Below are 24,072 nucleotides of genomic sequence, written 5' to 3' on the forward strand. Positions count from 1 at the left end.
CGATCTGGCCATGCCGGCGGTGGGTTTGACCTCCCGGCGGCCGGCCCTGTAGACACCCGGCCCCACCCGGAGACGCCTCATGGCCGCCATCAACACGAGTCTCGCCGCCGAACTCGGCGTCGCGGAATGGCAGGTGAAGGCCGCGGTCGACCTGCTCGACGGCGGTGCGACGGTGCCGTTCATCGCGCGCTACCGCAAGGAGGTCACCGGCACTCTCGACGACGCGCAGCTGCGCACCCTGGAGGAGCGCCTCGCCTACCTGCGCGATCTGGAGGCCCGCCGGGCGGCGGTGCTGGAGGCGATCGAGGCCCAGGGCAAGCTCGAGGCCGGGCTGAAGGCGCGGATCCTCGCGGCCGACACCAAGGCCCGGCTGGAGGACCTCTACCTGCCCTTCAAGCTGAAGCGGCGGACGAAGGCGCAGATCGCCCGCGAAGCCGGGCTCGCCCCCCTCGCCGAGGCTCTGCTGGCCCGGCCCGACCAGTCTCCCGAGGCGGCTGCCCGGGCCTACGTGGACGCGGGCAAGGGCGTCGCCGACGTCGAGGCCGCCCTGGAGGGTGCGCGCGCCATCCTGATCGAGCGCTTCGGCGAGGACCCGGAGCTGGTCGGTTCGCTCCGCGAGACCGGCTGGCAGCGGGGCCGGATGGTCGCCACGGTGAAGCCCGGCAAGGCGGCGTCCGGCGAGAAGTTCTCGGATTACTTCGACTTCTCGGAAGCCCTCGCGAAGCTGCCCTCGCACCGCATCCTCGCCCTGTTCCGCGGCGAGAAGGAAGAGGTGCTCGACCTCGCCATCGCCGACGCGGTGGGCGAGGAGCCTGCCAAGGGCCAGCCCGGTTCGCAGGAACTGCGCATCGCCAAGACCTTCGGCATCCGCGACCAGGGCCGACCCGGCGACGCCTTCCTGATGGAGACGGTGCGGCGGACCTGGCGCACCCGCCTGAAGCCCGCCACGGACACGGACCTGCGCGCCCGGCTCTGGGCCGTGGCGGAGGCCGGCGCGGTCACGGTCTTCGCCGGCAACCTGCGCGACCTCCTGCTCGCGGCCCCGGCCGGGGCGCGCCCGACCCTCGGGCTCGACCCGGGCTTCCGCACCGGCGTGAAGGTCGCGGTGGTCGACGCCACCGGCAAGGTGGTGGCCACCGACACGATCTACCCGCACGAGCCGCGCCGCGACTGGAACGGCGCCCTGATCGCTCTCGCCAAGCTCTGCCGGACGCACAAGGTGGAGCTCGTCGCCATCGGCAACGGGACCGCCTCGCGGGAGACCGACAAGCTCGCCGCCGAACTCATCGCCAAGCAGCCCGAGCTGAAACTGACCAAGGTGATGGTCTCGGAGGCCGGCGCCTCGGTCTACTCGGCCTCGGCCTATGCCAGCGCGGAGCTGCCCGAGCTCGACGTCTCGATCCGCGGCGCGGTCTCCATCGCCCGGCGCCTGCAGGACCCCCTGGCCGAGCTCGTCAAGATCGAGCCGAAGGCGATCGGCGTCGGCCAGTACCAGCACGATCTGGCCGAGGGGAAGCTGGCGCGCTCCCTCGACGCGGTGGTGGAGGATTGCGTGAACGGCGTCGGGGTCGACGTGAACACCGCCTCGGCGCCGCTGCTGGCCCGGGTCTCGGGCCTCACCGCGCGGGTGGCCTCCAACATCATCGGGCACCGGGACGCCCATGGCCCGTTCCGCAGCCGCGCCGGCCTGAAGAAGGTGGCGGGGCTCGGGCACAAGGCCTACGAACTCGCCGCCGGCTTCCTGCGCATCCGCGGTGGGACCGATCCCCTCGACGCTTCGGGCGTGCACCCGGAGGCCTACCCGGTGGTGCGCCGGATCCTTACCGCCACCGGCCAGCCGATCCAGGCGTTGATCGGCAACACCGGCGCCCTGCGCAGCCTGGACCCGAAGGTCTTCACCGACGCGACCTTCGGCCTGCCCACCGTCACCGACATCCTGTCGGAACTGGAGAAGCCGGGTCGCGACCCGCGCCCGGCCTTCCGGACCGCGACCTTCCAGGAGGGGGTCGAGAAGATCGCCGACCTGAAGCCCGGCATGCGCCTGGAGGGTGTCGTCACCAACGTGGCGGCCTTCGGCGCCTTCGTGGATGTCGGGGTTCACCAGGACGGCCTGGTGCATATCTCGATGCTGGCCGACCGGTTCGTGAAGGACCCCCGCGAGGTGGTGAAGCCCGGCGACGTCGTGCAGGTCCGGGTGGTCGAGGTCGATCCCAACCGCAAGCGCATCGCCCTCACGATGCGCTCGGACGAGGCCGGCGCGCCGCGTCCCGCCGCCCGCCGCGAGGCGCCGCCCGCTCCGGCTCCGGCCGCGAGACCGGCACTGCGGGCCAATCCGGCGCCGGCGCCCGAGGCCGGCGGCGCCCTGGCCGAGGCTCTGCGGCGCGCGGCCCTCGCCAAGGGAATGCCGAAGCGCTGAGCGCCCCGTCCTCGCCCGGCGGGTGCCGATGGCGCGCCGCCGGGGACGGGCTCACGGGGACACGTTCAGTGGAAGAACGGCAGCGCGTGCGGCGCGTAGAGGCCGAAGCCCAGCAGGGCCAGGCCGGCGACGCCCAGGAGCCCGCCGCCGACCACCAGGGCGAAGATGCCGGTGATGACCTCCGCCGAGGCGAGCACGATGCCGATCTGGAAGGCGGCCGAGGCGATCTCGTAATGGTGGTAGCGGTGCAGGGCGAGGTCGCGCACCTCCTGCGAGTGCCGCGCCTTCTCGGCCAGTTCCTTGCGCCCCTCGCCGGTGGCGGGCTCGCTGTCCCAGCGGGCCATGGTCTTGGCCCACTCGGCGCGCTTGGCCTTCACGGCCTCGGCATTCGCCACCTCCGGCGGCAGCAGCGCCAGGGTCTCGTCGGCGGTCTTGAGGACCGTGCCCCGGATGGTGCGGGCCTGGAAGTAGGCCCACTGGTTGGAGGCCTCGACATTGGCCCCGAGGGCGTCGGTCTGCGCGCCCTTGGCCAGGGTCTCGGCCAGCGCCAGGAACAGCGCCAGCACCGAGATCAGCAGCGCGACGCGCTTGTTCGAACCGCTGCCCGCCCCGTGACCACCCGACATGCTGCCTCCTCCTGATTTGGACGGCGGCAGTCACACCCGATCGCGTCGGCGAGCGCAAGACGCTTTCCCGTCAGTCCGGAAAACCCACGCTAGTTCGGAAACACGTGGCCGCCGATGATCCGCAGGCCCACGGGGCTCCCGGCGGCGAAGCGGTTGGTGTCGGCGGCCTCCACCACCACGGTCTTGCCCTCGGGCCGGTCGACCTCGATGCGCTGACGCCCCTGCGTCCGGTAGGACGAGCGCACGACGCCCTGGAGATGGGCCTGATCGCCCTCGGCGAACTGGAGCTGCCAGGGGCGGGCATAGAGCTTGACCGGACCGACGAGGCCCTCGGGGGCCCGCACCGGCGTCAGGCGGCCGTCGACGCGGACCTCGCCGCCCTGCGCGATCGCCTCGACCTCGATGGTGTCGCCGAGGAACTTCAGCACGGTGGCGGAGACCGGCGCCTCCTGGACCTCGTCCGGAGTGCCGACCTGCTCCAGACGGCCCTTGTCGAGCACCGCGACACGGTCGGAGAGCTCCAGAGCCTCGTCCTGGTCGTGGGTCACGAAGATCGTGGTCTGGCCGGTGCGGTCGTGGATCTCGCGCAGCCAGCGGCGCAGGTCCTTGCGCACCTGGGCGTCGAGGGCGCCGAACGGCTCGTCGAGCAGGAGGACGCGCGGCTCCACCGCGAGCGCCCGGGCCAGCGCGATGCGCTGCCGCTGTCCGCCGGAGAGCTGGCTCGGATAGCGGTCGGCGAAGCCGGAGAGCTTGATGAGGTCGAGGAGGTCGCCGACCCGGCGCTTGATCTCGGCCTTGGCCGGGCGCTCGGACCGCTTCCGGGCGTTGAGTCCGTAGGCGATGTTCTCGGCAACACTCATGTGTTTGAAGAGGGCGTAGTGCTGGAACACGAAGCCCACCGCGCGCTGCTGCACGGGGAGCCGGGTCGCGTCCTCGGCCCCGAACACGATGCGGCCGGCATCGGGGAAATCGAGGCCGGCGATGATGCGCAGCAGCGTGGTCTTGCCCGAGCCCGAGGGGCCGAGCAGCGCCAGCAACTCGCCCGCCCGCACGTCGAGAGAGAAGTCGTGCAGGACCGCGGCCGTGTCGAACGTCTTCGACAGCGCCTCGACCCGGATGGCGGTGGAGCCGCCCACCCGCTCAGTGGCCCCGGGCGCCCGCGGCGATCTCGTCGGCGTAGCGCCATTCGAGGAGGGATTTGACGCAGAGGGTGACGAGGGCGAGGCTGGCCAGGAGGGAGGCGACGGCGAAAGCGGCAACGAAGTTGTACTCATTGTAGAGAATCTCCACGTGGAGCGGCAGCGTGTTGGTGAGGCCCCGGATGTGGCCGGAGACCACCGAGACCGCGCCGAACTCGCCCATCGCGCGGGCATTGCAGAGGAGCACGCTGTAGAGGAGGCCCCAGCGGATGTTGGGCAGCGTCACCGTCCGGAAGGCGTGCCAGCCGGACGCCCCGAGGGTCAGCGCCGCCTCCTCCTCCGCCGTGCCCTGCTCCTGCATCAGCGGGATGAGCTGGCGGGCGACGAACGGGAAGGTGACGAAGATGGTCGCCAGCACGATGCCCGGTACCGCGAAGATGACCTGGACGTCGTGATCGAGCAGCCACGGGCCGAGGATGCCCTGCGCCCCGAAGACCAGCACGTAGATCAGGCCCGAGACTACCGGCGAGACCGAGAACGGCAGGTCGATCAGGGTGACGAGCAGGTTCTTGCCCCAGAACTCGAACTTGGCGACGGCCCAGGAGGCCATGATCCCGAAGACGAGGTTGAACGGCACCGCGATGGCGGCGGTCAGCAGCGTCAGCCGGATCGCCGCGTGGGCGTCGGCCTCGGTGAAGGCGGCGAGGTAGGCGGCAAAGCCCTTGGCGAAGGCCTGCGCGAACACGGTGAGGAGCGGCAGCACCAGGAACAGCGCCAGGAACAGGATCGCGACGGCGATCAGCAGCCAGCGGATCCAGCGCCCCTCGGTGACGACGCTGGCCGGACGCGCCTCGGCGAGGGCGACGGGGGCGAAGGTCTCAGACATAGCCGAATCTCCGCCGGCTCCAGGCCTGGATCAGGTTGATGGCGAGGAGGGTGAGGAACGAGATGCCCAGCATGATCGTGGCGATGGCGCAGGCGCCGCCGTAATCGTACTCGGACAGCTTGATGACGATGAGGAGCGGCGCGATCTCGGAGACGTAGGGCAGGTTGCCGGCGATGAAGATGATCGAGCCGTACTCGCCGACCCCGCGGGCGAAGGCGAGGGCGAAGCCCGTGAGCACCGCCGGGATCAGCGGCGGCAGCACCACCCGCACCAGGGTGTGGACGCGCCCCGCCCCGAGGGTGGCGGAGGCCTCCTCGATCTCCTTGTCGATCTCGGCGATCAGCGGCTGCACCGTGCGCACTGCGAAGGGCAGGCCGATGAACACCATGGCGATGTAGATGCCCACGGGCGTGTAGGCCGCCTCGATGCCGATCCGCGCCAGCTGCGCGCCGACGAGGCCGTTGGGGGCGTAGAGGGCGGCCAGGGCGATGCCGGCCACGGCGGTGGGGAGCGCGAAGGGCAGGTCCACCACCGCGTCGACGATCTTGCGGCCGGGAAACCGGTAGCGCGTCAGCACCCAGGCGATGAGGAAGCCGAACACCGAGGCCGTCAGCGCCGCCAGGAGGGAGACGCCGAAGCTGACGCGCAGGGCGCTGGCCACGCGTGGATCGGTGGCGACCTCCCAGATGCCCGCGAAGCCGAGGCCGGAGGCGCGCGTCACCAGAGCGGCCAGCGGCAGCAGCACGATCAGGCCGAGGCAGGTCAGGGTGTAGCCGAAGGCGAGCCCGAAACCGGGGATCACGCTCGGACGGAGGAAGCGGCGCTTCGCACGGGTTGGCGGGTTGGCGCGCGGGGGCGGGGCCATGGTGGTGTCCTGCTCAGGTCTCGGGCCCCGCCCGGGTAAGCGCGGGGATCGGGGAGCGCCGGGTCAGCGCCCCGCCTTGCTCAGCTGGTCGAACAGGCCCCCGTTGTCGAAATTCTTCTTCTGGATCTCGTCCCAGTCGCCCTGCAGATCCTCGATCTTGAACAGCTTCAGCTCGGGCAACTGCGCCAGGTCCTCGGGCTTGGCCGCCGCGCGGTTGAGCGGGCGGTAATGGTGCTTGGCGAAGATGGCCTGCGCCCGATCGGAATAGAGGAACTGAAGATAAGCCTCGGCCTGTTTGCGGGTTCCCTTCTTGTCGACGTTGACGTCGACCAGGGCGACCGGGGGCTCGGCGTAGATGGAGGTCGGCGGCACCACCACATCGAACTTGTCGCGGCCGAACTCCTCGAACACGAGGTAGGCCTCGTTCTCCCAGGTGGGCAGCACGTCGCCGAGGCCGCGCTGCGCGAAGGTCACGGTGGAGCCGCGGGCGCCGGTGTCGAGGACCGGGACGTTCTTGTAGACCGCCCCCACGAAGGCGTTGGCCTTGTCGGCGTCCTTACCCTCCTTCTCGTAGGCGTAGCCCCAGGCTGCGAGGAAGTTCCAGCGACCGCCGGCGGAGGTCTTCGGGTTCGGGGTGATGACCTTGATGTCGGGTTTCACGAGGTCGCCCCAGTCCGTCACGCCCTTCGGGTTGCCCTTGCGCACGAGGAACACCACGGTCGAGGTGTAGGGCAGGCCCTGGTTCGGCAGCTTCGTCCGCCAATCGGGGACGATCTTCTTCGAGATCCGGCTGATCGCGTCGATGTCGGACGGGATGCCGAGGGTCACCACATCGGCCGGAATGCCGTCGATCACCGTGCGGGCCTGCGAGCCCGAGCCGCCATGTGCGGCGCGCACGGTCAGGGTCTCGCCGGTCTTGGCCTTCCACTCCTCGGAGAAGGCCGCGTTGATCTCGCGATAGAGCTCGCGAGTCGGATCGTAGGAGACGTTGAGGAGCTCGGTCTGGGCGCAGGCCAGGGTCGGCGCGAGCAGGGCCGCGGCGAGGCCGGCGCCGAGCAGGACTGCATGGCGGCGGGTGCGGCCGGTGGTCCGGGAAGAAGTCTCGCTCACGGGGGTCTCCGAATCTGGCTCGCGCAGCCGGAGCGGAGGCATCCGCATCGCGACCCCGGCGGTGCTGGTTTCGTTCGTTTTAACGAACGTTGTCAAGCGTTGGGCCTGGGTCGGATAAGCCGGTATGGGTCCCTTCGTTCCCCGGAGACCCCCCGATCGAAAGCGAGTTTACCTCGGGGGAGAACAGGATACTCCCTGGGTTCAAGACGGAAGAAGAAACTGCTGGTCGCGCCGGGTTCTATAGAAAGGACATTTCCATCATTTTTCGAAGCTGGTCGGGTGTCCTGCGCCGGGGGGAGGCGATCGCCGCGATCGGTTGGCTTCACCGCGGAAGAAGGGTGCCCGGTGCCCGGTGCCCGCCCCCTCGAGGATGAGGTCGGGGGCGCGGGCCCACCCGGCCGAGGCTACGCCGAACACCCCGCAGGCGGGAGCCTCGGGGCATCGGGGACCGCCTCAGGGCAGGATCCCGGCTACCGCTGGCGGCAGGCGGGAATGTGAGGGTGGCTGAGGAATGGGGCGCGCCGGCCTCAGGCTACGGCGCGGAACGCTCAGTCCGCCGCGACGGCGATGAGCGAGAACAGGGACGCCAGCAGGATGTTGCCGACGACGACGAGGGCGAGCGTGATCATGGAACTGCTTCGTGTGAGAGCGCGGCGGAGTGCGCGTGCTCATCGGATCAACGCACCACTAGCGATCCCGGCGTGAACCGTCCGTGAATTCACGCACAGGCGAGGGCAAGATTCGGAAACGCGGTAAACGGGCCACACCCGGGGCTCAGCGCTTACCCTTGCCGAGCCGGGCGAGCAGCGCCTCGAGCCGTGCGCTCGGCGGATCGGCCACGATCTCGGCGTAGAAGGAGCGAAGGGTGTGCCCGAGATGGCGGCGGACGCTGGGGCCAAGCGTCGGCGTGGCGGGCCGCACCCCATCGGCTCCGGACGAATATTCGCTTCGGGTCTTGGGCATGACTCGGACCCCGGCCTCCGCATCCCGCGCTCCGCACGAGGCAGGGCGGTCGATGCATGACAGTGGCACCGATCGGTTAAGGATACGCTGACGCCGCGATGGGTCCGGCGCGCCGGCGTTGCAAGCGCCACAAGCCTTATCAAAGGTTGTCAAGCGCATAGGATAAAATCGCAGGGCTAAAAAAAACCTCTGCCGGCGCCCTTCGGCGGAAATGGCGACCGGCCAAAGACTTGGCCGTTCGAGGGTGGTTCGGGTCGATGGTGAAACGGCTAACGGCGGGTTTCCGGTGATGGACGAATCCGTCCGGATTCGCTTACAACATCCAAGCTCACGGCGCCGCAGAGTGGTTGTTTCTCGAACTCCCGCAACCAATAACGGGAATTATAACCGGCATGCAGAATATTACCATTACTGATCGAGAACGTGATGCTGTATTAGCCGCGCTTCGCTATTATCAATTCTATCGTTTGCAGGGGCATCCCTTCAGCCCGCATCAGGATCACTTGATCGATGCTATTGCGAGCGATTCCGGGGAAGCTCTTGATCTGGCAGAGATCGATGATCTCTGCGCCGGCCTGAACGGAAACGACCACGCTCTCGCGGCCGTCACCAGCGCCTGAAATCCGTAGGCAGGTGGGGCGGATGCCGTCGCCGCCCCCGATTCACCCCAACCCGTAAGACCCGCGCCGGCCCCTGATGACGGGGCCAGCGCTCCCCCGGGCCCCATGGCCGGGGCCCGCGCCTCAGGGCGCGCCGTCCACTTGCTTCTGCGCCCGATCGACCGCTTCGCCGCAGGCCTTGGCATCGCCCTTCTTGTCGGCCGTGCGCGCCTCGTCGAGGGCCACCTTCGCCTGCATCGCCTTGTCGCCGCCCTCTCCGGCCTCCGCCGACTTCTCGGGGGCCGCGGCCTCGGCCGAGGCGCTGCCGCCGCTTCCCGTGATGCCCTGACCGCTGCGCGCGCTGGCCGTGGCCTTGCCGCTGGTGTTGGCGGAGATCGCCTCCTTGGCCAGATCCTTCACCGGTCCCTCGAGCTTGGCGATGCGATCGCCGCAGGGCGAGGCGAGGGCGGGCGCCGCACCCGCTGCGAGGAAACCGGCGGCGAGACACCCGGCAACGGGCCACAGGAAACGGGTCATCGATTGCTGTCCTTGATTCGGAAGGTGGGGTCGGCTCGACCGAGGCCGCCTCCGTCGGAGGGTCAACCCCCGGGAGCGAGGCCGGGCTCCCTTGGCGGGGCGGGAAAACCGCCGGCGGGAACACGGTTCGCCGACCCGAGGCCGAATCGGCACGAGCGTGCGCGGGCGTCCGGACGCCTTCGCCTCCGCCAGGGTGCGGTCGGATCCGATGGGGCCGGATATGAGACGGGGCGCAGGACGGCACGAATCCGCCCTGCGCCCCGAACCCTCCCGGAACCCGGGAGGGCGATGCCCGATCAGGCGCTCAGCTGGTCGCGAATCGGCAGCTGCCGGATGCGCCGGCCGGTGGCGGCGAAGATCGCGTTGGCGATCGCCGGAGCCACGGGCGGAACGCCGGGCTCGCCGACCCCGCCGAGGGGACGGCTGTAGTCCGGGTTCGGCAGCAGGTGGACATGGATCTCCTTCGGCGCCGCATCGATGCGGGTGATCTCGTAGCCGTCGAAGTTGTTCTGCTGGGCGCGTCCGTCCTTGAAGGTGATCTCGGCCGTGAGCGCCAGGCCCATGCCCATGACGACCGCGCCCTCCATCTGCGAACGGATCCGCTCCGGATTGACCTGCGGTCCGCAATCGATGGCGATGTCGACGCGCTTGACCTGCACCTCGCCCTTGGGGCCGACCGCCACCTCCGCCGCCACCGCCGTGTGGGTGACGAAGCTGTAGTGGCCAGCGATCCCAAGGCCGGTGCCCTTCTCCATCTTGCGACCCCAGCCGATGCCCTTGGCTGCCGCCTCGATCACGCGGCGCAGGCGCCCCGTATCGATCGGGTAGCGGGCGGGATCCTCGCCGTAGTTCCAGACGTCGCTGATGCTGGTCGGGTCGATGAGCCGGTCAGGACCGATCAACGCGAGCAGGTACTCCTTCGGGTCACGTCCCGCCGCGTGGGCGAGTTCGGACACGAAGGACTGGATCGCGAAGGCGTGCGGGATGTTGGAGACCGAGCGGAACCAGCCGATGCGCACGTGGGCATCCGCCGCCGGGTTCTCGAGACGGATGTTGGGCACGGCGAACGGCGTGTTGGTCAGGCCCATGCCGAGCTCGAACGGCAGCTCGTGCTTCGGGTCGGGGGCGAAGATCGACCCGATGGTGGGCGCCGCCGAGCGGTGCAGCCAGGCGACCGGCATGCCCTTGTCGTCGAGCCCGGCCTCCAGGCGCTCCACCGAGATGGTGTGGTAGTAACCGTGGTGGAGGTCGTCCTCGCGGGTCCAGATCAGCTTGACCGGCGCCCCGTCCACGGCCTGGCTGCACAGGGCCGCTTCCAGCACGTAGTCGGGCTTCGACTTGCGGCCGAAGCCGCCGCCGAGCAGCGTCACGTTCACCTTCACCTTGTCGGCAGGCAGGTTCAGCTTCTTGGCGAGGCGATCATGCGTCGCCTGGGGCGCCTGGGTATTGGCCCAGGCCTCGCAGAACCCGTCCTTGATCCGCACGGTGGCCGCCGGCGGCTCCATCGGGGCCTGGACGAGGTGGGGCACGAAGTACTCCGCCTCGAGCTTCGTCTTGGCCTTGGCCATGGCCCCGGCGACGTCGCCCTGGTCGCGCACGACCTTACCGGGCGCGCGCGCCGCCTTCTCCAGCTCGCCCCGGAAGGCGACGGAATCGTAGGTGGCGTTCGGGCCGTCGTCCCAGGTGATCTTGAGGGCCTCGCGGGCCTTCATCGCCGCCCAGGTGTTCTTGGCCACCACGGCGACGCCGCCGACGGGTTGGAACTCGGACGGGATCTCGGGCGCGTCGATGGTGAAGATCTTGACCACGCCCGCGACCTTCATGGCCTCAGAATCGTCGACGCTCTTGACCTTGCCGCCGTAGACGGGCGGGCGGGCGATGAGGGCGTAGAGCATCCCGTCGAGGCGGGTGTCGATGCCGTACATCGCCTTGCCGACGGTGAAGTCGTGGTTGTCGATGAGGCCGATCTTGCCCTTGCCGATGTAGCGGAAGGCGTCCTGCTTCTTCAGCACGACGCTCTCGCGGGCCGGCACCGGCAATTCGGCGGCTGCGACCGCGACCTCGCCGTAACCGAAGCTGCGCTTCGACTTGGCGTGAGTGACGATCGAGTTCTCGGCCTTCACCTCGCTCGCTGGCACGCCCCACTGCTTGGCGGCGGCCTGGACCAGCATGGCGCGGGCCGCGGCACCGGCATGGCGCAGGTGCGGGAAGAAGTGGCGGAGCGAGCGCGAGCCGTCGGTGTCCTGGTTGCCGAAGCGGGCCTCGTCACCCCAGGCCTGGGCGACCTTCACCTTGGACCAGTCGGCCTCGAGCTCGTCGGCCACCACCAGGGCGATCGAGGTGCGCACGCCCTGGCCCATCTCGGAGCGATGGCAGGTCACCGTCACGGTGCCGTCGGACGCGATGGCGACGAAGACCTTCGGGTCGTCCTGCCAGCCATGCGGCATGGCATCGGCGCCGTATTTCTTGGGCTCGTCCTTCTTGTCCTCGGCCTGGGCCGGGTCACGCCAGGACAGGGCGAGCACCAGGGCGCCCATGCCGCCGAGCATCGCGCGGCGGCTGACATTGGCGAGGGCGCTCGGACCGGGCACGGTCTCCACGGGTGCAACGTCGGCCGGCGCGGTGGCGCGGGCCGCCATGGTTTGAGCTTCGTGGATCACAGGCGCTCTCCCTTGTTCACGGCGGGCTTCTGGCCAGCGGCCTGGTGGATCGCGGCGCGGATGCGGGGGTAGGTGCCGCAACGGCACAGGTTCCCGCTCATGGCCTCGTCGATCTGCGCGTCGGTGGGCTTCGGGGTCTCGGTGAGGAGGGAGGCGGCCTGCATCATCTGCCCGCACTGGCAGTAGCCGCACTGCGCCACGTTGAGGTCGCGCCAGGCGACCTGGACCGGATGGTTGCCGTCGGGGGACAGGCCCTCGATGGTGACGACGGCCTGCCCCTCGGCGGCCGAAACGGGGGTGACGCAGCCGCGCACGGCCGTTCCGCCCACATGGATAGTGCAGGCGCCGCAGAGGGCCTGCCCACAGCCGAACTTGGTTCCGGTGAGCCCGACCTCGTCGCGCAGGTACCACAGCAGCGGCATGTCGGGGTCGCCGTCGAAGCTGCGTTCAGCTCCGTTCACGGTCAGTTTGATCATCGGTGTATCCTGTCATGGATCAGGCCACGGGCCGGTCGGGATCGGCGTCACGCCAATCCATCAACCGGCGGGAAGCCGTCGGGGTCACATGTCGGGCGTTGGCACGGTCGACGTGGCGTCGCCGTCCGCATCGAAAGGTCCTGAGATGCGGCGGCGGATCCGGCCTCTCCGATCGGGAGAGCCGTCGCAGCGCACGAAGCCCCCACGCCCCGCACCTCGGAATGAATCCAATTAAACGTCCGGGCTGTTGCGGCGCAACCGGAGGCTGGCCCCGTCATCCGTCCCCGGACGGGCGATGCGGCCTCCATGTGCCGTTGCGCACGGGGCGAAGCCGGACGGGTGGTCCGGATCGCCGGGTCGCACGTTGCTTTTGCCGGCTTCCACGCAAATCCCAACCGGTGACGGTCGGCCCTCCCGGCTCTCGCGTCTCGCGGTTCAGGTCTCGACCAGGCCGGCGCTCGACCCGCTCGCGCCGGAATCGCCAGCCCCGTGCGGCAGGGCGAGGTATTCCGACGAGCGCATCTCGATCAGGCGGGAGACCGTGCGGTCGAATTCGAAGGCCTCGCGCCCCTCGGTGGCGGTGTAGAGGGCCTGGGGCTCGGCCGCGGCCGAGGCGACGAGCTTCACGTGAGCGTCGTAGAGGGTGTCCACCAGGGTGATGAAGCGCTTGGCCTCGTTGCGGTTGTCCGGCCCCATCACGGGGATGTCCGAGACGATCACCGTGTGGAAGGCGCGGGCCACCGCCATGTAGTCGGAGGCGCCGAGCGGCTGGGCGCAGAGGTCGGCGAAGCCGAAGCGGGCAACGCCGCCGGTCTCCTCGGGCACCGGCACATCGTGCCCCTTCACCCGCAGGGTCGCGGGCCGGCCCTTGGCCTTGCCTGTGAGGCCCTTGAACGCGGCCGCCAGGGCCGCCGCCGCCGTGCCGTCCGCGGGCACGTGATAGACCGAGGCGCCCCCGAGCTTCTCCAGCCGGAAATCGGTGCGGGAATCGAGGCGCAGCACCTCCACCCGATCCTGCAGTTCGGCGACGAAGGGCAGGAACAGGGCGCGGTTCAGGCCGCCCTCGTAGAGCCGGTCGGGCTCGACGTTGGAGGTCGCCACCACCGTGACGCCGCGCTTGAACAGGGCGCCGAACAGGCGGCCGAGGATCATCGCGTCGGCGATGTCGGTGACGGTGAACTCGTCGAAGCAGAGCAGCGTCGCCTCGTCGGCCAGGGCATCGGCCACCACCGGGATCGGGTCGTCGCCCTTGGCGGTGCCGGCCTTCAGGGCCTGACGATGGGCGTGGATGCGCTCGTGCGCGTCGGCGAGGAAGCCGTGGAAGTGCACCCGGCGCTTCGGTTCGGGGGCGGCCTCGTGGAAGAGGTCCATCAGCATGGTCTTGCCCCGTCCCACCGAGCCCCAGATGTAGAGCCCCTTGGGCGTCGTCGCGGCATCGTCCCGGCGGCCGAACAGCCAGCCGAGCGCGCTGCCCTTGCGGGCGCGCTTGCGGCGGCCGAGCTCCAGCACCAGACGGTCGAGGGCGCGCACCAAGTGGATCTGCGCCGGGTCGCGCTCGATGGCCGCGGTGCGGACCAGGGCCTCGTAGCGGTCGGAGACCGGACCGGGGGACACGGCGCCGGCCTTGGCCTGGCTCGACGGCGCGAGGCCCGAGGAGGAGGGGGCGTTCACGGTGTGGGCGACCTGTTCGCAAAGGAAGGGGATCGGGCGGCCGGCGGATCTGCCGGTCTGACGCGGCCACCCCGCGGGATCAAGCCCCGGATCCGGTTCCGGCGCCGGACGCGCGGCAGCCGGTCGCTTTGCTGCATTGCACAAATGTGGCAGCGATGCCAGATCTGATCCGCCTTGAGGGAGGCTACGCCCGGAACCGGCACGTCCTGCGCGCCCCGAAACCGGAGACCGGCACCCGATGCCCGATACGCATCCGACCCTTCAACCGATCCTCCGCCGCCTGTGGCCCAACGATGGCCCGGCGGTGGAATCCTACTTCCTGCGGCTCGACCCGGAGACCCGGGCCAACCGCTTCATGGGCGCGCTGAGCGACGCGGCTGCGCTCACCTATGCGCGCAACGCCCTGAGCGCCGAGGGCCTGATGTTCGGCAACTTCGTCGACGGCACCCTGCGGGGGCTCGGCGAGTTGCGTCCCACCTCCGCGCCGCCGCCCGGTTTCGTCCTCGGGACCGAGGCGGAGGCCGCCTTCGCGGTGGAGAAGGCTTATCGCCGCCATGGCCTCGGCCAAGCCCTGTTCCGGCGGATCGCCGCCGCGGCCCGCAACCGCGGCGTGCGCGACCTGCACGTGCGCTGCCTTGCCTGGAACCGGCCCATGCGGGGCCTCGCCGCCAAGGTCGGCGCGGGCCTGCGCATCACCGGCGGCGAGGCGGACGGCGCCCTGCATCTCGCCCGTCCGACCCCCGTCTCCCTGTGGCAGGAGGGCGTCACCGAGGCGGTGGATTTCACCCTCGCCCTCACGGCGGCGTGAGTCCGGCTTTGCCGCACGGGGTCCGGGAGGTATCGTGGCCGGTATGACGCCACCCGGACGAGTTCCCCCCGCCCGGGTTCGGCCAGGGGGCACCATGATGGATCTTTCGCGGCGGAGCCTGTCCGTCCTCCTCGCCTGCACGGCTCTCCTGCCGGGCGCGGCCCTGGCCCAGACCGATGCCCAGGCCCGTCCCGACACCCGCGCAATGACCTGCGCCGAAGCCGCGGCCCTGGTGGCCCGGGCCGGCGCCATCGTGATGAGTACGGGGCCGGCGACCTACGCGCGCTTCGTGCGCGACGGCGGGTTCTGCCCGCTGCCGGAAACCACCCAGCCGTCCTGGGAGACGACCCGGGACGATCCCAAGTGCTTCGTCGGCTATACCTGTCGCGACAAGTTCAACGAGGGCCAGGGCCGGGACTGAGGTCCGGGGGCATTCCGTCGCCTGACGCCGACCTGCGCCCGCGCTTACGGCCACGCTGCCTTGTTGCCGCCCCGCCCTCTGCCGATGGTCGCCGCTGGGACCCGCCCCGGGAGAGGACGGGCTCGCCGACGAGGGGCCCAGCATGGACCGGACCGAGACCACCCAGACCACCCGCCCGCTGAGCCGGCCGGCCGAAGCGCGCCTCGAGCGTTCCGTGGCCGATGCCCTGCGCATCATCAGGGCCGCCTGCGCCGAGCGGAACGAAGCCCCCGTCAAGGCTGCCCGGCGCCAGCTCGCCGCGATCTACGGCGCGACCCGCCTCAGCCGGCAGCGCGAGCGCCGGAGTGCCTCGGCCTGAGCTCCCGTCACCGGGCCGGTCGCTCGGCGAGCCAGATGGTGTGGCGCGCCCCGCGCGAGCGCCCGGCCCGCACGCCGACCGCCTCCACCCGGAAGCCGCCCCGCGCCAGTCGCTGGGTGAATGCTGGATCGGGATGGGCCGACCACACGGCCAGAACCCCGCCGGGGCGCAGGGCGGCCCGTGCGGCGGCGAGGCCCGCGGCGTCGTAGAGCTGGTCGTTGGCGCGGCGCGTCAGCCCGTCCGGGCCGTTGTCGACATCGAGGAGGATCGCGTCGTAGGCCCCGCGCCCTGCGCGGATCACCGCGGCGACGTCCGCCACCCGCGCCTCGGCGCGCGGGTCCGACAGCGCCTCGGACGAGAGGCCCGCCAGGGGGCCGCGGCCCCAGTCCAGAACTGCCGGCACGAGCTCGGCCAGCACGATCCGGGCCTCCGCGGGCAGGGCGTCGAGGGCGGCCCGGAGGGTGAAGCCCATGCCGTAGCCGCCGATCAGCCAGCAGGCATTCGTCCGGAGCCCGAGCCGCGCGGCGGTCAGGGTCGCCAGCGCCTCCTCGGAGCCGCTGAGCCGGCTGTTCATCAGCTCGTTGTGGCCGAGCTGGATCGAGAATTCGGTGCCCCGCTGCAGCAGGCGCAGGGAGTCCGACCCGCCCGGCACGGGCGCGGTGCCGAGAACGACCCAGGGGATCACGAGGGGGACTGGCGGGTAGGGCGGATCATGCGACCCTGGCTAGCACGGGTCGCCGACCGGATCACGTGGCACCGCGGCGCCGACCCGCCCCCCGCCCGACGCGGGGGGCGGGTTCGTGCGGGCTAGAACAGCCCCTCGATCTGCCCGTTGGCGTCGAGGTGGATGCCCTCCGAGGCCGGGATCTTGGGCAGGCCCGGCATGGTCATGATCTCACCGCAGATCACCACGACGAAGCCCGCGCCCGCCGAGAGGCGCACGTCGCGCACCGCGATGAGGTGGCCCGAGGGCGCGCCCATCAGGCTCGGGTCGGTGGAGAACGAGTACTGCGTCTTGGCCATGCAGACGGGCAGGTGGCCGTAGCCGTCCTTTTCGAACTGGGCGAGCTTGGTGGCGGCCTTCGACTCCACCTGGATGTCGCCGGCGCCGTAGAGCTTGGTGGCGATGGCGAGGATCTTGTCGGTGAGCTTGGTCTCGGTCTCGTAGACGTAGCTCAGGGGCTTCTGCTCGCCGTTGGCGAGCTTGACCACGGCGTGGGCGAGCTCCTCGGCGCCGGCACCGCCCTCCGCCCAGTGCTTGCAGGTGATGGCCTCGACCTGGAGCTGGTCCCGGCACAGCGTCTTCAGCTTGGCGTGCTCCGCATCGGTGTCGGCGTAGAAGTGGTTGACGCCCACGACGACGGGCAGGCCGAAGCTGCGCACGTTGGCGACGTGGCGCGCCAAGTTGGCGAAGCCCTTCTCCAGGGCCTCGAGGTTCTCGGAGCCGAGCTCCTTCTTGGAGACGCCGCCATGCATCTTGAGAGCGCGCACGGTGGCGACGATGACCACTGCGGAGGGCTTCAGGCCGGCCTGGCGACACTTGATGTCGATGAACTTCTCCGCACCGAGATCGGCGCCGAAGCCGGCCTCCGTGACCACGTAGTCGCCGAGCTTGAGGCCCGCGCGGGTGGCGATCACCGAGTTGCAGCCATGGGCGATGTTGGCGAAGGGGCCGCCGTGGATCAGGGCCGGGTTGCCCTCCAGGGTCTGCACGAGGTTGGGCTGCAGGGCGTCCTTCAGGAGCACCGTCATGGCGCCCGTGGCCTTGACGTCCTTGAGCGTCACCGGCTTGCGGTCGCGGGTCTCGGCAATGACGATGCGGCCGAGGCGCGCCTCGAGGTCGTCCAGGTCCTTGGCGAGGCAGAACACCGCCATCACCTCGGAGGCCACGGTGATGTCGAAGCCGTCCTCGCGGGGGAAGCCGTTGGCGACGCCGCCGAGGGACTGGGTGATGGCGCGCAGGGCCCTGTCGTTCATGTCGACCACGCGGCGCCAGTGGATGCGGCGCACGTCGATGTTGAGCTCGTTGGCCCAGTAGACGTGATTGTCGATGAGGGCGGCCGCCAAGCTGTGGGCTGAGGTGATGGCGTGGAAGTCGCCGGTGAAGTGCAGGTTGATCTGCTCCATCGGCACGACCTGGGCCTTGCCGCCGCCGGCCGCGCCGCCCTTCATGCCGAAGCAGGGCCCCAGCGAGGGCTCGCGCAGGCACATCACGGTCTTCTGGCCGATGCGGTTGAGCGCATCGCCGAGGCCGACCGTGGTGGTGGTCTTGCCCTCGCCGGCCGGCGTCGGGCTGATCGCCGTCACGAGGACGAGCTTACCCTCGGACTTGGTCTCGAGCGACTTGATGAAGGCGTGGTCGATCTTGGCGATATGCTTGCCGTAGTGATGCAGCGCGTCGTCCGGGATGCCGATCTTGGCGGCGACCTCGGTGATCGGCTGAAGCGTGGCCGCGCGCGCGATCTCGATATCTGAGGGCATTGGTGCGTTTCTCCCGGATTGTTCTTGCGCGATCGGGTCCGGCAAGGCCGCATTCCGTCCGCTGGCGTTCGTCGTTCGCCGCCAGGACCGGATCCGCCGACGTTGGGCCGTGCGGATCGGCCAAGCGGCCACGCATTATCGATCGCATCAGTTTGCGTGAAGGGACAAGCAAAAGCGCGTCGGAAATTTTGAATTTGCAGGCAAAAATTTGTTTGGGATCAGACCTGTGTCAGCCCGTCATGGCACTCGCCGTGTATCCGGCCTCGTTCAGCGCCTCCGCGATGCTCAGGGCCTGAGCGGTGGTCGTCACCGCGACGCGTCCGTGATCGAGGTCGACCGCGACCTTGGCCTCGGGGTCGAGGCGCTGGATGGCCCGGCACACCGCCGCGGCGCAGCCGTCGCAGGTCATGCCCTCCACCTGCATCAGGAGGTCCGATGGCGTCGCGTCCATGAGGTTCGCTCCGGGCTTCTCGTTCCGCGGGGCGCATTGTGGCGCCTCGCGACGCCGATGCAAGCGGTCCGGCGCGCGCCGCGTGGGACGTCCCGGAAGCACAGGACACAGTTCGGGAAAATCCGTTTGCGGGGCCGTCCGGTGGCTTGTGGGCCGGGAGCGTCTCGGCAACAAAAGAACGCCGGACCGGCCGAGGTCGGACCGGCACCCGTATTTCCCTGTCGTATCGAGGATCGAAGACTCCGATGGCCCGGATCATCGGCCGGCGTACGAGCCTGTGGGCCCTCGGTCTGCTCGGGCTCTGCCTTCTCGGGCCGCTCGCGGTCTTCTCCCCGCTCGGGGCGAGCCTCGGGCTCGCGGGCCTCGGGCTCGTGGCGGCCCTCGTCGCCCATCGCCGCGCGGGCACGCTGACCGCCCGGTGCGAGAAGCTGTCGGGCGAGGTGGACGTGCTGTCGCAGCGGCTGGTCCGGCTGGAGACGGTGACCCGCGCCCTGGCCGAGCAGCAGGTCCGGGCCGTCGATGCGGGGCTTCCCGCGAGCGCTCCCGGCCCGGACCCCCGCGACCTCAGCGCCGGCATCGAGGAGGTCACGGCCGAGATCGGTCTCCTCAGCGGCATCGTGCGGGAACTCGCGGCCGTGGTGGCGGCGCAGGACGGCGAGATCGCCGGCCTCAAGGCCGTGCCCGCCCCCGTCGTTCCGCCCGTCGCCCCTCCGCTCCGCCCCGTGCCGCGGGTCATCGCTCCGGAGCCTGAAATTCGCCCCGAGCCGCGCTTCGACGCGCCGCCTCTCCGGCGCACCGATCCGCCGCTGGTCGCGCCCTGGACGCCGCGGGCCCTCGGCCGGGCCGAGGCCCCGGTGCGCGACCCCGCGCGCGACGCGGCCCTGATCGCCGCCTTCGACGCCGCCGGCCTGGAGGTCCACCTCCAGCCCATCGTGTCCCTGCCCCAGCGCAAGGTGGTGTCCTACGAGGCGATGGCACGCCTGCGCCTAGTCGGCGAGACCCTGATACCGGAGGCGTTCGTGCCAGTACTGGAGCGCCACGGGCGCACCACCGACCTCGACCGCCGCATGCTCCAGCGGGTCGCCACCATCGCCCAGCACCTCGCCGGGCGGGGCAGCCAGGCGGCGGTGGCCTACGGCCTGTCGCCGCGCTCTCTGTTCGAGCCGGGCTTCCTGCGCTCGCTCGGGCGCCTCGCCGAAGGAGCGCCGGACCTGTCGGGACGGGTCATGCTGGCCCTGCCGCAGGCAAGCTGGCGCAACCTCGACGCGGAGCAGGCCGGCGCCCTGGCCGACCTGCGCGGACGCATCGGCTTCATCCTGGACCGGCCCCTCGACCTGCGCCTCGATCCCCTGGCCCTCGCGGATCGCGGGGTCGCACAGGTGAAGGTCCCGGCCGACCTGCTGCTGCGCCCGGATTCGCGCCAGGCCATGCCCGACATCGCCCTCGAGGACCTCGTGGCTTCCCTGGCGCGGGCCGGCATCCGCCTCGTCGCCGAGGGCGTGGAGCGCGAGACCGATGTGCCCGACCTCATCGAGCTCGACGTGCCCCTGGCGCAGGGCAGCGTGTTCGCGCCGGCCCGGGTGGTGCGCGCCGAGGTGCTCCAGGCGGCCCCGGCCTCGTCCGAGCCGACTCCGCCGAGCGAGGATCCGGAGCCGCCGCCCCAGCGCCGCCCGTTCCGCGACTTCCTGCGCCGGGCCGGCTGAGACCCGCGCGGCGTTGCTTTTCCCGGAGGTCCCGCCTAACCGGGCGGCGCTCCCCGAAACGCCCGCCCGTCAGCTCGAGGCCCGCCGCATGCCCGATACGCCCGCCCGTCCCGGCCCGTCCCGGCCCGTCCCGACCCTGGACGGCTTCGCGACGATCGCCGCGGGCTACGATCTCATCCTGTGCGACGTCTGGGGCGTGCTGCACGACGGCACCAACGCGCATCCGGGAGCCGGCGACGCCCTGACGCGATATCGCGCCCTTCCGGAGAGCGGGCGGCCCCGCCGGGTGATCCTGGTCTCGAACGCGCCGCGTCCCTGGGCCGGGGTACAGGCAATCCTCGACGGATTCAGCGTGCCCCGGGGCGCCTACGACGCGATCCTGACCTCGGGCGACCTGACGCGCAGCCTGGTCGCCGCCCACCCGGGCGAGCGCCTGTATCATCTCGGACCGGAGCGCGATGCCACGATCTTCGACGGCCTCGACGTGACCCTGGTCGACGTGGCGCAGGCCGAGCGCGTCATCTGCACCGGCCTGTTCGACGATACCTGCGAGACCGCCGAGGATTACCGCGGGACGCTGGAGGCGATGCGGGCCCGGGACGTGCCGATGATCTGCGCCAATCCCGACCTCGTGGTCGAGCGCCGGGGCGAGCTCATTCCCTGCGCGGGGCTGATCGCGGAGGCCTACGCGGCCCTCGGCGGCGCGGTGACCTATGCCGGCAAGCCCCATCGCCCCGTCTACGAGGCGGCGCTCGCGCTCGTAGGCAGCCTCGACGACCGGGCGCCGCCGGAGCCCGCCCGGGTGCTCGCCATCGGCGATGCGCTGCGCACCGACATCGCCGGGGCGACGGCCTTCGGAATCCCCAGCCTGCTGGTGGCGCGCGGCATCCACGCCGAGGAGCTCGGCGTCTCGGCGGCGCATGCGTCGCTCGGGGACATTGCGGACTGGCTCGATCGTCAGGCGGTCCGGCCCGACGCGGTGATCGAGCGCCTGGTCTGGTGATCAGGCGAAGAGGGCGTCGATCTCGTCCTGGGCGACGGCCGGGCCGTGGAGCTGCGGACCGTTGAGGATGAGGAGTTCCTTGCGGACCCGGCGCTCCACCTCCTCCGGGTCGATGCCGCCCTCGTCCTTGGCCTTGACGGCGCTGGCGAAGCGCGAGAGCCGGCTCTCGAGCTGGCGCAGGGCCTCCACGACCTTGGCGATGCGCTGCCCGGTGATGTCCTGGAAGGTGCAGGCCTCGAAGATGTCGTTCATGCGCGCCTCGACGGTGGCGCGGTAGTTCTTGTCGTCCGGCAGGCCGAGGATCTCCTCGGCCGTGTTCATGATGGAATTCGTGGCGCCCGCGGTGGCGGCCACCACGCTGCCGAGTTCCTCGTGCGCCATCGGCAGGCGATCCCGGGTGAGCTCGTTGGCCCGCAGCGCGGCGATCTCGTTGCGCAGATGGGCGATGTAGTCCGCGATCTCGACCAACTCACGGATCAAGGACGGCTTATCCGACGCGGGATTCACGTTCCGCGCCTGCTTGGCGAGTGCCATGGGCTCCCGGCTCCTCGATTCGGTGTTCCTGGGCTACGTCTCGAATCGATCAGGCGCCGCAGACGGCTTCGATCTTGCTCTTCAGGGTGGCGGCGTTGAACGGCTTGACGATGTAGTTGTTCACGCCGGCCTTCTTGGCGGCGATCACGTTCTCGGTCTTCGACTCGGCGGTGACCATGATGAACGGGGTGGTGCGCAGGGCCTCGTCGGCCCGGACGTGGCGCAGCAGCTCGTAGCCCGTCATGGGCTCCATGTTCCAGTCGGAGATGACGAGGCCGTACTTGCGGTTCTTGAGGCGAGCCAGGGCGGCGGTTCCGTCGGAGGCGTCGTCGACCTCTTCGAAGCCCAGCTGCTTGAGGAGGTTGCGGATGATACGGACCATCGTCTGATAATCGTCGACGACGAGGATCGGCATGCCGAGATCGAGGGCCATGGGTCGGTGTGCTCCGTCAGGGGAGGGCCCGTGCCTGGGCACGACCCTCCGGGAATGGGCCGGAACGCCAAGGTTTGGGCGCCCCTTGGCGATGAAACTACGCAGCTTCGCATTGCGAAGCGGTTAACTGCCCACGCGGCCCATCTTGTCTTGACTTCAGGAATGTCCGGGCGTGGCGGGGATGGACTCCGTTCGCCTTGACAAGGCCGCCCCGCTCGCCCCCATGCGGGGGGCATGTCCCTCGCGCCACCCCCGCCCGACACCGCCGACTCCGCACCGTCCAGCCTCGACGCTTTCGCCCGGCAGGCCCTGGACGACCTCGATGCGCGCGCCCTGCGCCGCCGCCTCATCGACACCGCGCGCGGACCCGGTCCGATCGCGCACCGGGACGGCAGGACGCTGATCTCGTTCTCGTGCAACGACTATCTCGGGCTCTCCGACGATCCCCGCGTGATCGCCGCCGGACAGGAGGCGCTGGCGCGCTACGGCGCCGGCGCCGGCGCCTCCCGCCTCGTCACCGGCAATCATCCCGTCCTCGCCGCCCTGGAGGCGCGGCTGGCCGCCCACAAGGGCAAGGACGCGGCCCTGGTCTTCGGCAGCGGGTACATGGCCAATCTCGGCATCGTGCCGGCCCTGGCCGGCGCCCGGGACCTCGTCCTCGTGGACGCCCTCGGTCATTCCTGCCTGTTCGCGGGGGCGCAGGTCTCGGGCGCGACGATGCTGCGCTTCCGCCACAACGACGTCGGCCACCTGCGGGACATCCTGGCGGCGCGCCGCGGCCGGCACGGACGCGCGCTGATCCTCACCGAGCGGATCTTCAGCATGGATGGGGACCGCGCGCCTCTCGACGCCATCCTGGAGGTTGCCGCCGCCCACGATGCCTGGACGCTGGTGGACGATGCGCACGGTCTCGGCGTGGTGGAGGCGGGGGCCAGCGCGCCCCTGGAGATGGGCACGCTGTCGAAGGCGCTGGGCTCGTATGGCGGCTATCTCTGCGCCTCGCGCGACGTCGTCGACCTCATGACCAGCCGGGCCCGCAGCTTCGTCTACACCACCGGCCTGCCGCCCGCCTCGGCCGCGGCCGCCCTGCGCGCGCTGGAGATCATCGAGGCGGAGCCCGAGCGGGCTGCCCGCCCCCTGGCCCTGGCCCGCCGCTTCACGGCGCGCCTCGGACTGCCCGAGGCGACGAGCCCGATCGTGCCCGTCCACGTCGGGACGGCGGAGGCGGCGCTCGCGCTCTCGGCCGCCCTGGAGACGCGCGGCTTCCTCGTCGTCGCGATCCGGCCACCCACGGTGCCGGCCGGCACCGCCCGCCTGCGCGTGGCCTTCTCGGCCGCACACGACCCGGCGCAGGTCGACGGCCTGGCCGACGCGCTGCGGGCGCTCGGCATCGGCCCACGGGTTTCCCCGGAGACCTGACCCGGACGGATCAGGAGTTGGAGCGTGCGCCGCCGGCCTCGTGATGCCGGTCCTGGAGCCGGTTCGATCGCTCCCGCGCCCGCCGGCGCTGGGCCGAGAAGCCGATCCAGCGCGTGACCAGGGGGCCGCGACGGCGAACGATCGGTGCCGCGTCCCCGGTCTCGCCCGTCAGGACGGTCACATCGGTATCCGCTGTCCCATCCGCGAGGTGGCTCTCTTCGGCGGGTGGGGCGTGACCGAAGGCTTCGGGATGGGTCTTTTCCGTCACGACGATGAGTCTCCTCCGGGAATCCTGGGTGTTGCCGTGGGTGGGGAGGGCCGCGCGTGCGACGGCGCCGATCCCTGCCGTCGCGTTCGTCGGGCCGGGCCCGTCGCCGAGAGGTCGGAGCTTGCGAATGTCAGCGGTCATCACGCCTGTTGCCATCTGCGCGGGACCCAGCGCGGCGCGCCGTGCGCACCCGTGATCCCGTCCCCCTGCACGGCCCGCTCGTCGGGTCCTGCAGCGTCTGCTAC

The 24,072-nt window shown here is 70.8% G+C and carries 24 protein-coding genes; 8 read left to right on the forward strand and 16 right to left on the reverse strand.

The features are described 5' to 3' along the window. Positions 1–79: 79 nt before the first annotated feature. Positions 80–2,416, forward strand: a complete 2,337-nt coding sequence (locus AC6EUL_RS08625) for a Tex family protein (protein ID WP_499869846.1) — start codon at positions 80–82, stop codon at positions 2,414–2,416. A gap of 65 nt (positions 2,417–2,481) precedes the next feature. Here AC6EUL_RS08625 and AC6EUL_RS08630 read toward each other — a convergent pair whose 3' ends face one another. From AC6EUL_RS08630 to AC6EUL_RS08655, 6 genes are all read right to left on the reverse strand, one after another. After that, positions 2,482–3,042 carry a DUF4337 domain-containing protein gene (locus tag AC6EUL_RS08630; RefSeq protein ID WP_056218638.1) on the reverse strand — a complete coding sequence of 187 codons (561 nt, stop codon included), beginning with the start codon at positions 3,040–3,042 and terminating at the stop codon, positions 2,482–2,484. Positions 3,043–3,131: 89 nt separating this feature from the next. Next, entirely contained in the window at positions 3,132–4,178 is a 1,047-nt protein-coding gene (locus AC6EUL_RS08635; protein ID WP_056276262.1) for a sulfate/molybdate ABC transporter ATP-binding protein, read from the reverse strand. 4 nt (positions 4,179–4,182) lie between these two features. Then, positions 4,183–5,067 (reverse strand): sulfate ABC transporter permease subunit CysW, encoded by an 885-nt coding sequence (cysW, locus tag AC6EUL_RS08640; protein ID WP_499869847.1) that lies wholly within the window; start codon positions 5,065–5,067, stop codon positions 4,183–4,185. Next, positions 5,060–5,932: a sulfate ABC transporter permease subunit CysT gene (gene cysT / locus AC6EUL_RS08645; protein WP_056218645.1), complete on the reverse strand. Its 873-nt coding sequence runs from the start codon at positions 5,930–5,932 to the stop codon at positions 5,060–5,062. Before cysT ends, cysW begins: the two co-directional genes overlap by 8 nt. Before the next feature lie 63 nt (positions 5,933–5,995). Beyond that, positions 5,996–7,042 (reverse strand): sulfate ABC transporter substrate-binding protein, encoded by a 1,047-nt coding sequence (locus AC6EUL_RS08650; RefSeq protein WP_056219474.1) that lies wholly within the window; start codon positions 7,040–7,042, stop codon positions 5,996–5,998. Positions 7,043–7,816: 774 nt separating this feature from the next. Continuing rightward, positions 7,817–8,005 carry a hypothetical protein gene (locus AC6EUL_RS08655; RefSeq protein WP_056218648.1) on the reverse strand — a complete coding sequence of 63 codons (189 nt, stop codon included), beginning with the start codon at positions 8,003–8,005 and terminating at the stop codon, positions 7,817–7,819. Between the two features lie 392 nt (positions 8,006–8,397). On the opposite strand from AC6EUL_RS08655, the gene AC6EUL_RS08660 reads away from it, so the two are divergent. Further along, positions 8,398–8,625: a hypothetical protein gene (locus AC6EUL_RS08660; protein ID WP_082487457.1), complete on the forward strand. Its 228-nt coding sequence runs from the start codon at positions 8,398–8,400 to the stop codon at positions 8,623–8,625. A gap of 123 nt (positions 8,626–8,748) precedes the next feature. Here AC6EUL_RS08660 and AC6EUL_RS08665 read toward each other — a convergent pair whose 3' ends face one another. From AC6EUL_RS08665 to zapE, 4 genes are all read right to left on the reverse strand, one after another. Continuing rightward, positions 8,749–9,141 (reverse strand): hypothetical protein, encoded by a 393-nt coding sequence (locus AC6EUL_RS08665; RefSeq protein WP_056276255.1) that lies wholly within the window; start codon positions 9,139–9,141, stop codon positions 8,749–8,751. Between the two features lie 296 nt (positions 9,142–9,437). Then, complete coding sequence (locus tag AC6EUL_RS08670; protein ID WP_499869848.1) at positions 9,438–11,801, reverse strand: xanthine dehydrogenase family protein molybdopterin-binding subunit; 2,364 nt, start codon at positions 11,799–11,801, stop codon at positions 9,438–9,440. Beyond that, positions 11,798–12,277: a (2Fe-2S)-binding protein gene (locus AC6EUL_RS08675; protein ID WP_056218655.1), complete on the reverse strand. Its 480-nt coding sequence runs from the start codon at positions 12,275–12,277 to the stop codon at positions 11,798–11,800. The genes AC6EUL_RS08670 and AC6EUL_RS08675 overlap by 4 nt, the downstream gene beginning before the upstream one ends. Before the next feature lie 435 nt (positions 12,278–12,712). Then, positions 12,713–13,891, reverse strand: a complete 1,179-nt coding sequence (gene zapE, locus AC6EUL_RS08680; RefSeq protein WP_056219477.1) for a cell division protein ZapE — start codon at positions 13,889–13,891, stop codon at positions 12,713–12,715. 295 nt (positions 13,892–14,186) lie between these two features. Here zapE and AC6EUL_RS08685 point away from each other — a divergent pair, with 295 nt between their 5' ends. The 3 genes from AC6EUL_RS08685 (at position 14,187) to AC6EUL_RS08695 (ending at position 15,535) form a co-directional block, all read left to right on the forward strand. Further along, the gene (locus AC6EUL_RS08685) at positions 14,187–14,756 is read left to right on the forward strand and encodes a GNAT family N-acetyltransferase (protein WP_499869849.1); all 570 of its coding nucleotides are present in this window, start codon (positions 14,187–14,189) and stop codon (positions 14,754–14,756) included. A gap of 94 nt (positions 14,757–14,850) precedes the next feature. Continuing rightward, on the forward strand, positions 14,851–15,177 hold the full coding sequence (locus AC6EUL_RS08690) for a hypothetical protein (protein WP_499869850.1): 327 nt from the start codon (positions 14,851–14,853) through the stop codon (positions 15,175–15,177). Between the two features lie 142 nt (positions 15,178–15,319). Continuing rightward, complete coding sequence (locus AC6EUL_RS08695) at positions 15,320–15,535, forward strand: hypothetical protein (protein WP_056351935.1); 216 nt, start codon at positions 15,320–15,322, stop codon at positions 15,533–15,535. A 7-nt stretch (positions 15,536–15,542) separates the two neighbouring features. On the opposite strand, the gene AC6EUL_RS08700 is transcribed toward AC6EUL_RS08695, so the two are convergent. From AC6EUL_RS08700 to AC6EUL_RS08710, 3 genes are all read right to left on the reverse strand, one after another. Next, positions 15,543–16,220 carry a polyamine aminopropyltransferase gene (locus tag AC6EUL_RS08700; protein WP_056218664.1) on the reverse strand — a complete coding sequence of 226 codons (678 nt, stop codon included), beginning with the start codon at positions 16,218–16,220 and terminating at the stop codon, positions 15,543–15,545. Between the two features lie 122 nt (positions 16,221–16,342). Then, positions 16,343–18,016, reverse strand: a complete 1,674-nt coding sequence (locus tag AC6EUL_RS08705) for a formate--tetrahydrofolate ligase (RefSeq protein WP_056218667.1) — start codon at positions 18,014–18,016, stop codon at positions 16,343–16,345. A 229-nt stretch (positions 18,017–18,245) separates the two neighbouring features. Beyond that, the gene (locus tag AC6EUL_RS08710) at positions 18,246–18,467 is read right to left on the reverse strand and encodes a heavy-metal-associated domain-containing protein (protein WP_056218669.1); all 222 of its coding nucleotides are present in this window, start codon (positions 18,465–18,467) and stop codon (positions 18,246–18,248) included. 245 nt (positions 18,468–18,712) lie between these two features. Between AC6EUL_RS08710 and AC6EUL_RS08715 the strand changes: the two genes are divergently transcribed. Together AC6EUL_RS08715 and AC6EUL_RS08720 are read left to right on the forward strand one after the other, a co-directional pair. Further along, positions 18,713–20,170 (forward strand): EAL domain-containing protein, encoded by a 1,458-nt coding sequence (locus AC6EUL_RS08715; RefSeq protein WP_499869851.1) that lies wholly within the window; start codon positions 18,713–18,715, stop codon positions 20,168–20,170. A gap of 88 nt (positions 20,171–20,258) precedes the next feature. Then, on the forward strand, positions 20,259–21,173 hold the full coding sequence (locus AC6EUL_RS08720) for a TIGR01459 family HAD-type hydrolase (protein ID WP_499869852.1): 915 nt from the start codon (positions 20,259–20,261) through the stop codon (positions 21,171–21,173). Here the strand turns inward: AC6EUL_RS08720 and AC6EUL_RS08725 are convergent, their stop codons facing one another. Continuing rightward, a complete protein-coding gene (locus AC6EUL_RS08725) occupies positions 21,174–21,707 on the reverse strand; it encodes a protein phosphatase CheZ (protein WP_056218680.1) in 534 nt (177 codons plus the stop codon). It lies immediately after the preceding gene. A gap of 49 nt (positions 21,708–21,756) precedes the next feature. Next, the gene (locus tag AC6EUL_RS08730; RefSeq protein ID WP_018046001.1) at positions 21,757–22,140 is read right to left on the reverse strand and encodes a response regulator; all 384 of its coding nucleotides are present in this window, start codon (positions 22,138–22,140) and stop codon (positions 21,757–21,759) included. 234 nt (positions 22,141–22,374) lie between these two features. Here AC6EUL_RS08730 and AC6EUL_RS08735 point away from each other — a divergent pair, with 234 nt between their 5' ends. After that, on the forward strand, positions 22,375–23,559 hold the full coding sequence (locus AC6EUL_RS08735) for an aminotransferase class I/II-fold pyridoxal phosphate-dependent enzyme (protein WP_499869853.1): 1,185 nt from the start codon (positions 22,375–22,377) through the stop codon (positions 23,557–23,559). 10 nt (positions 23,560–23,569) lie between these two features. On the opposite strand, the gene AC6EUL_RS08740 is transcribed toward AC6EUL_RS08735, so the two are convergent. Then, on the reverse strand, positions 23,570–23,968 hold the full coding sequence (locus AC6EUL_RS08740) for a hypothetical protein (RefSeq protein ID WP_499869854.1): 399 nt from the start codon (positions 23,966–23,968) through the stop codon (positions 23,570–23,572). Positions 23,969–24,072 lie beyond the last annotated feature (104 nt).

It is taken from the genome of Methylobacterium sp. 001424705 (genome assembly GCF_059816145.1).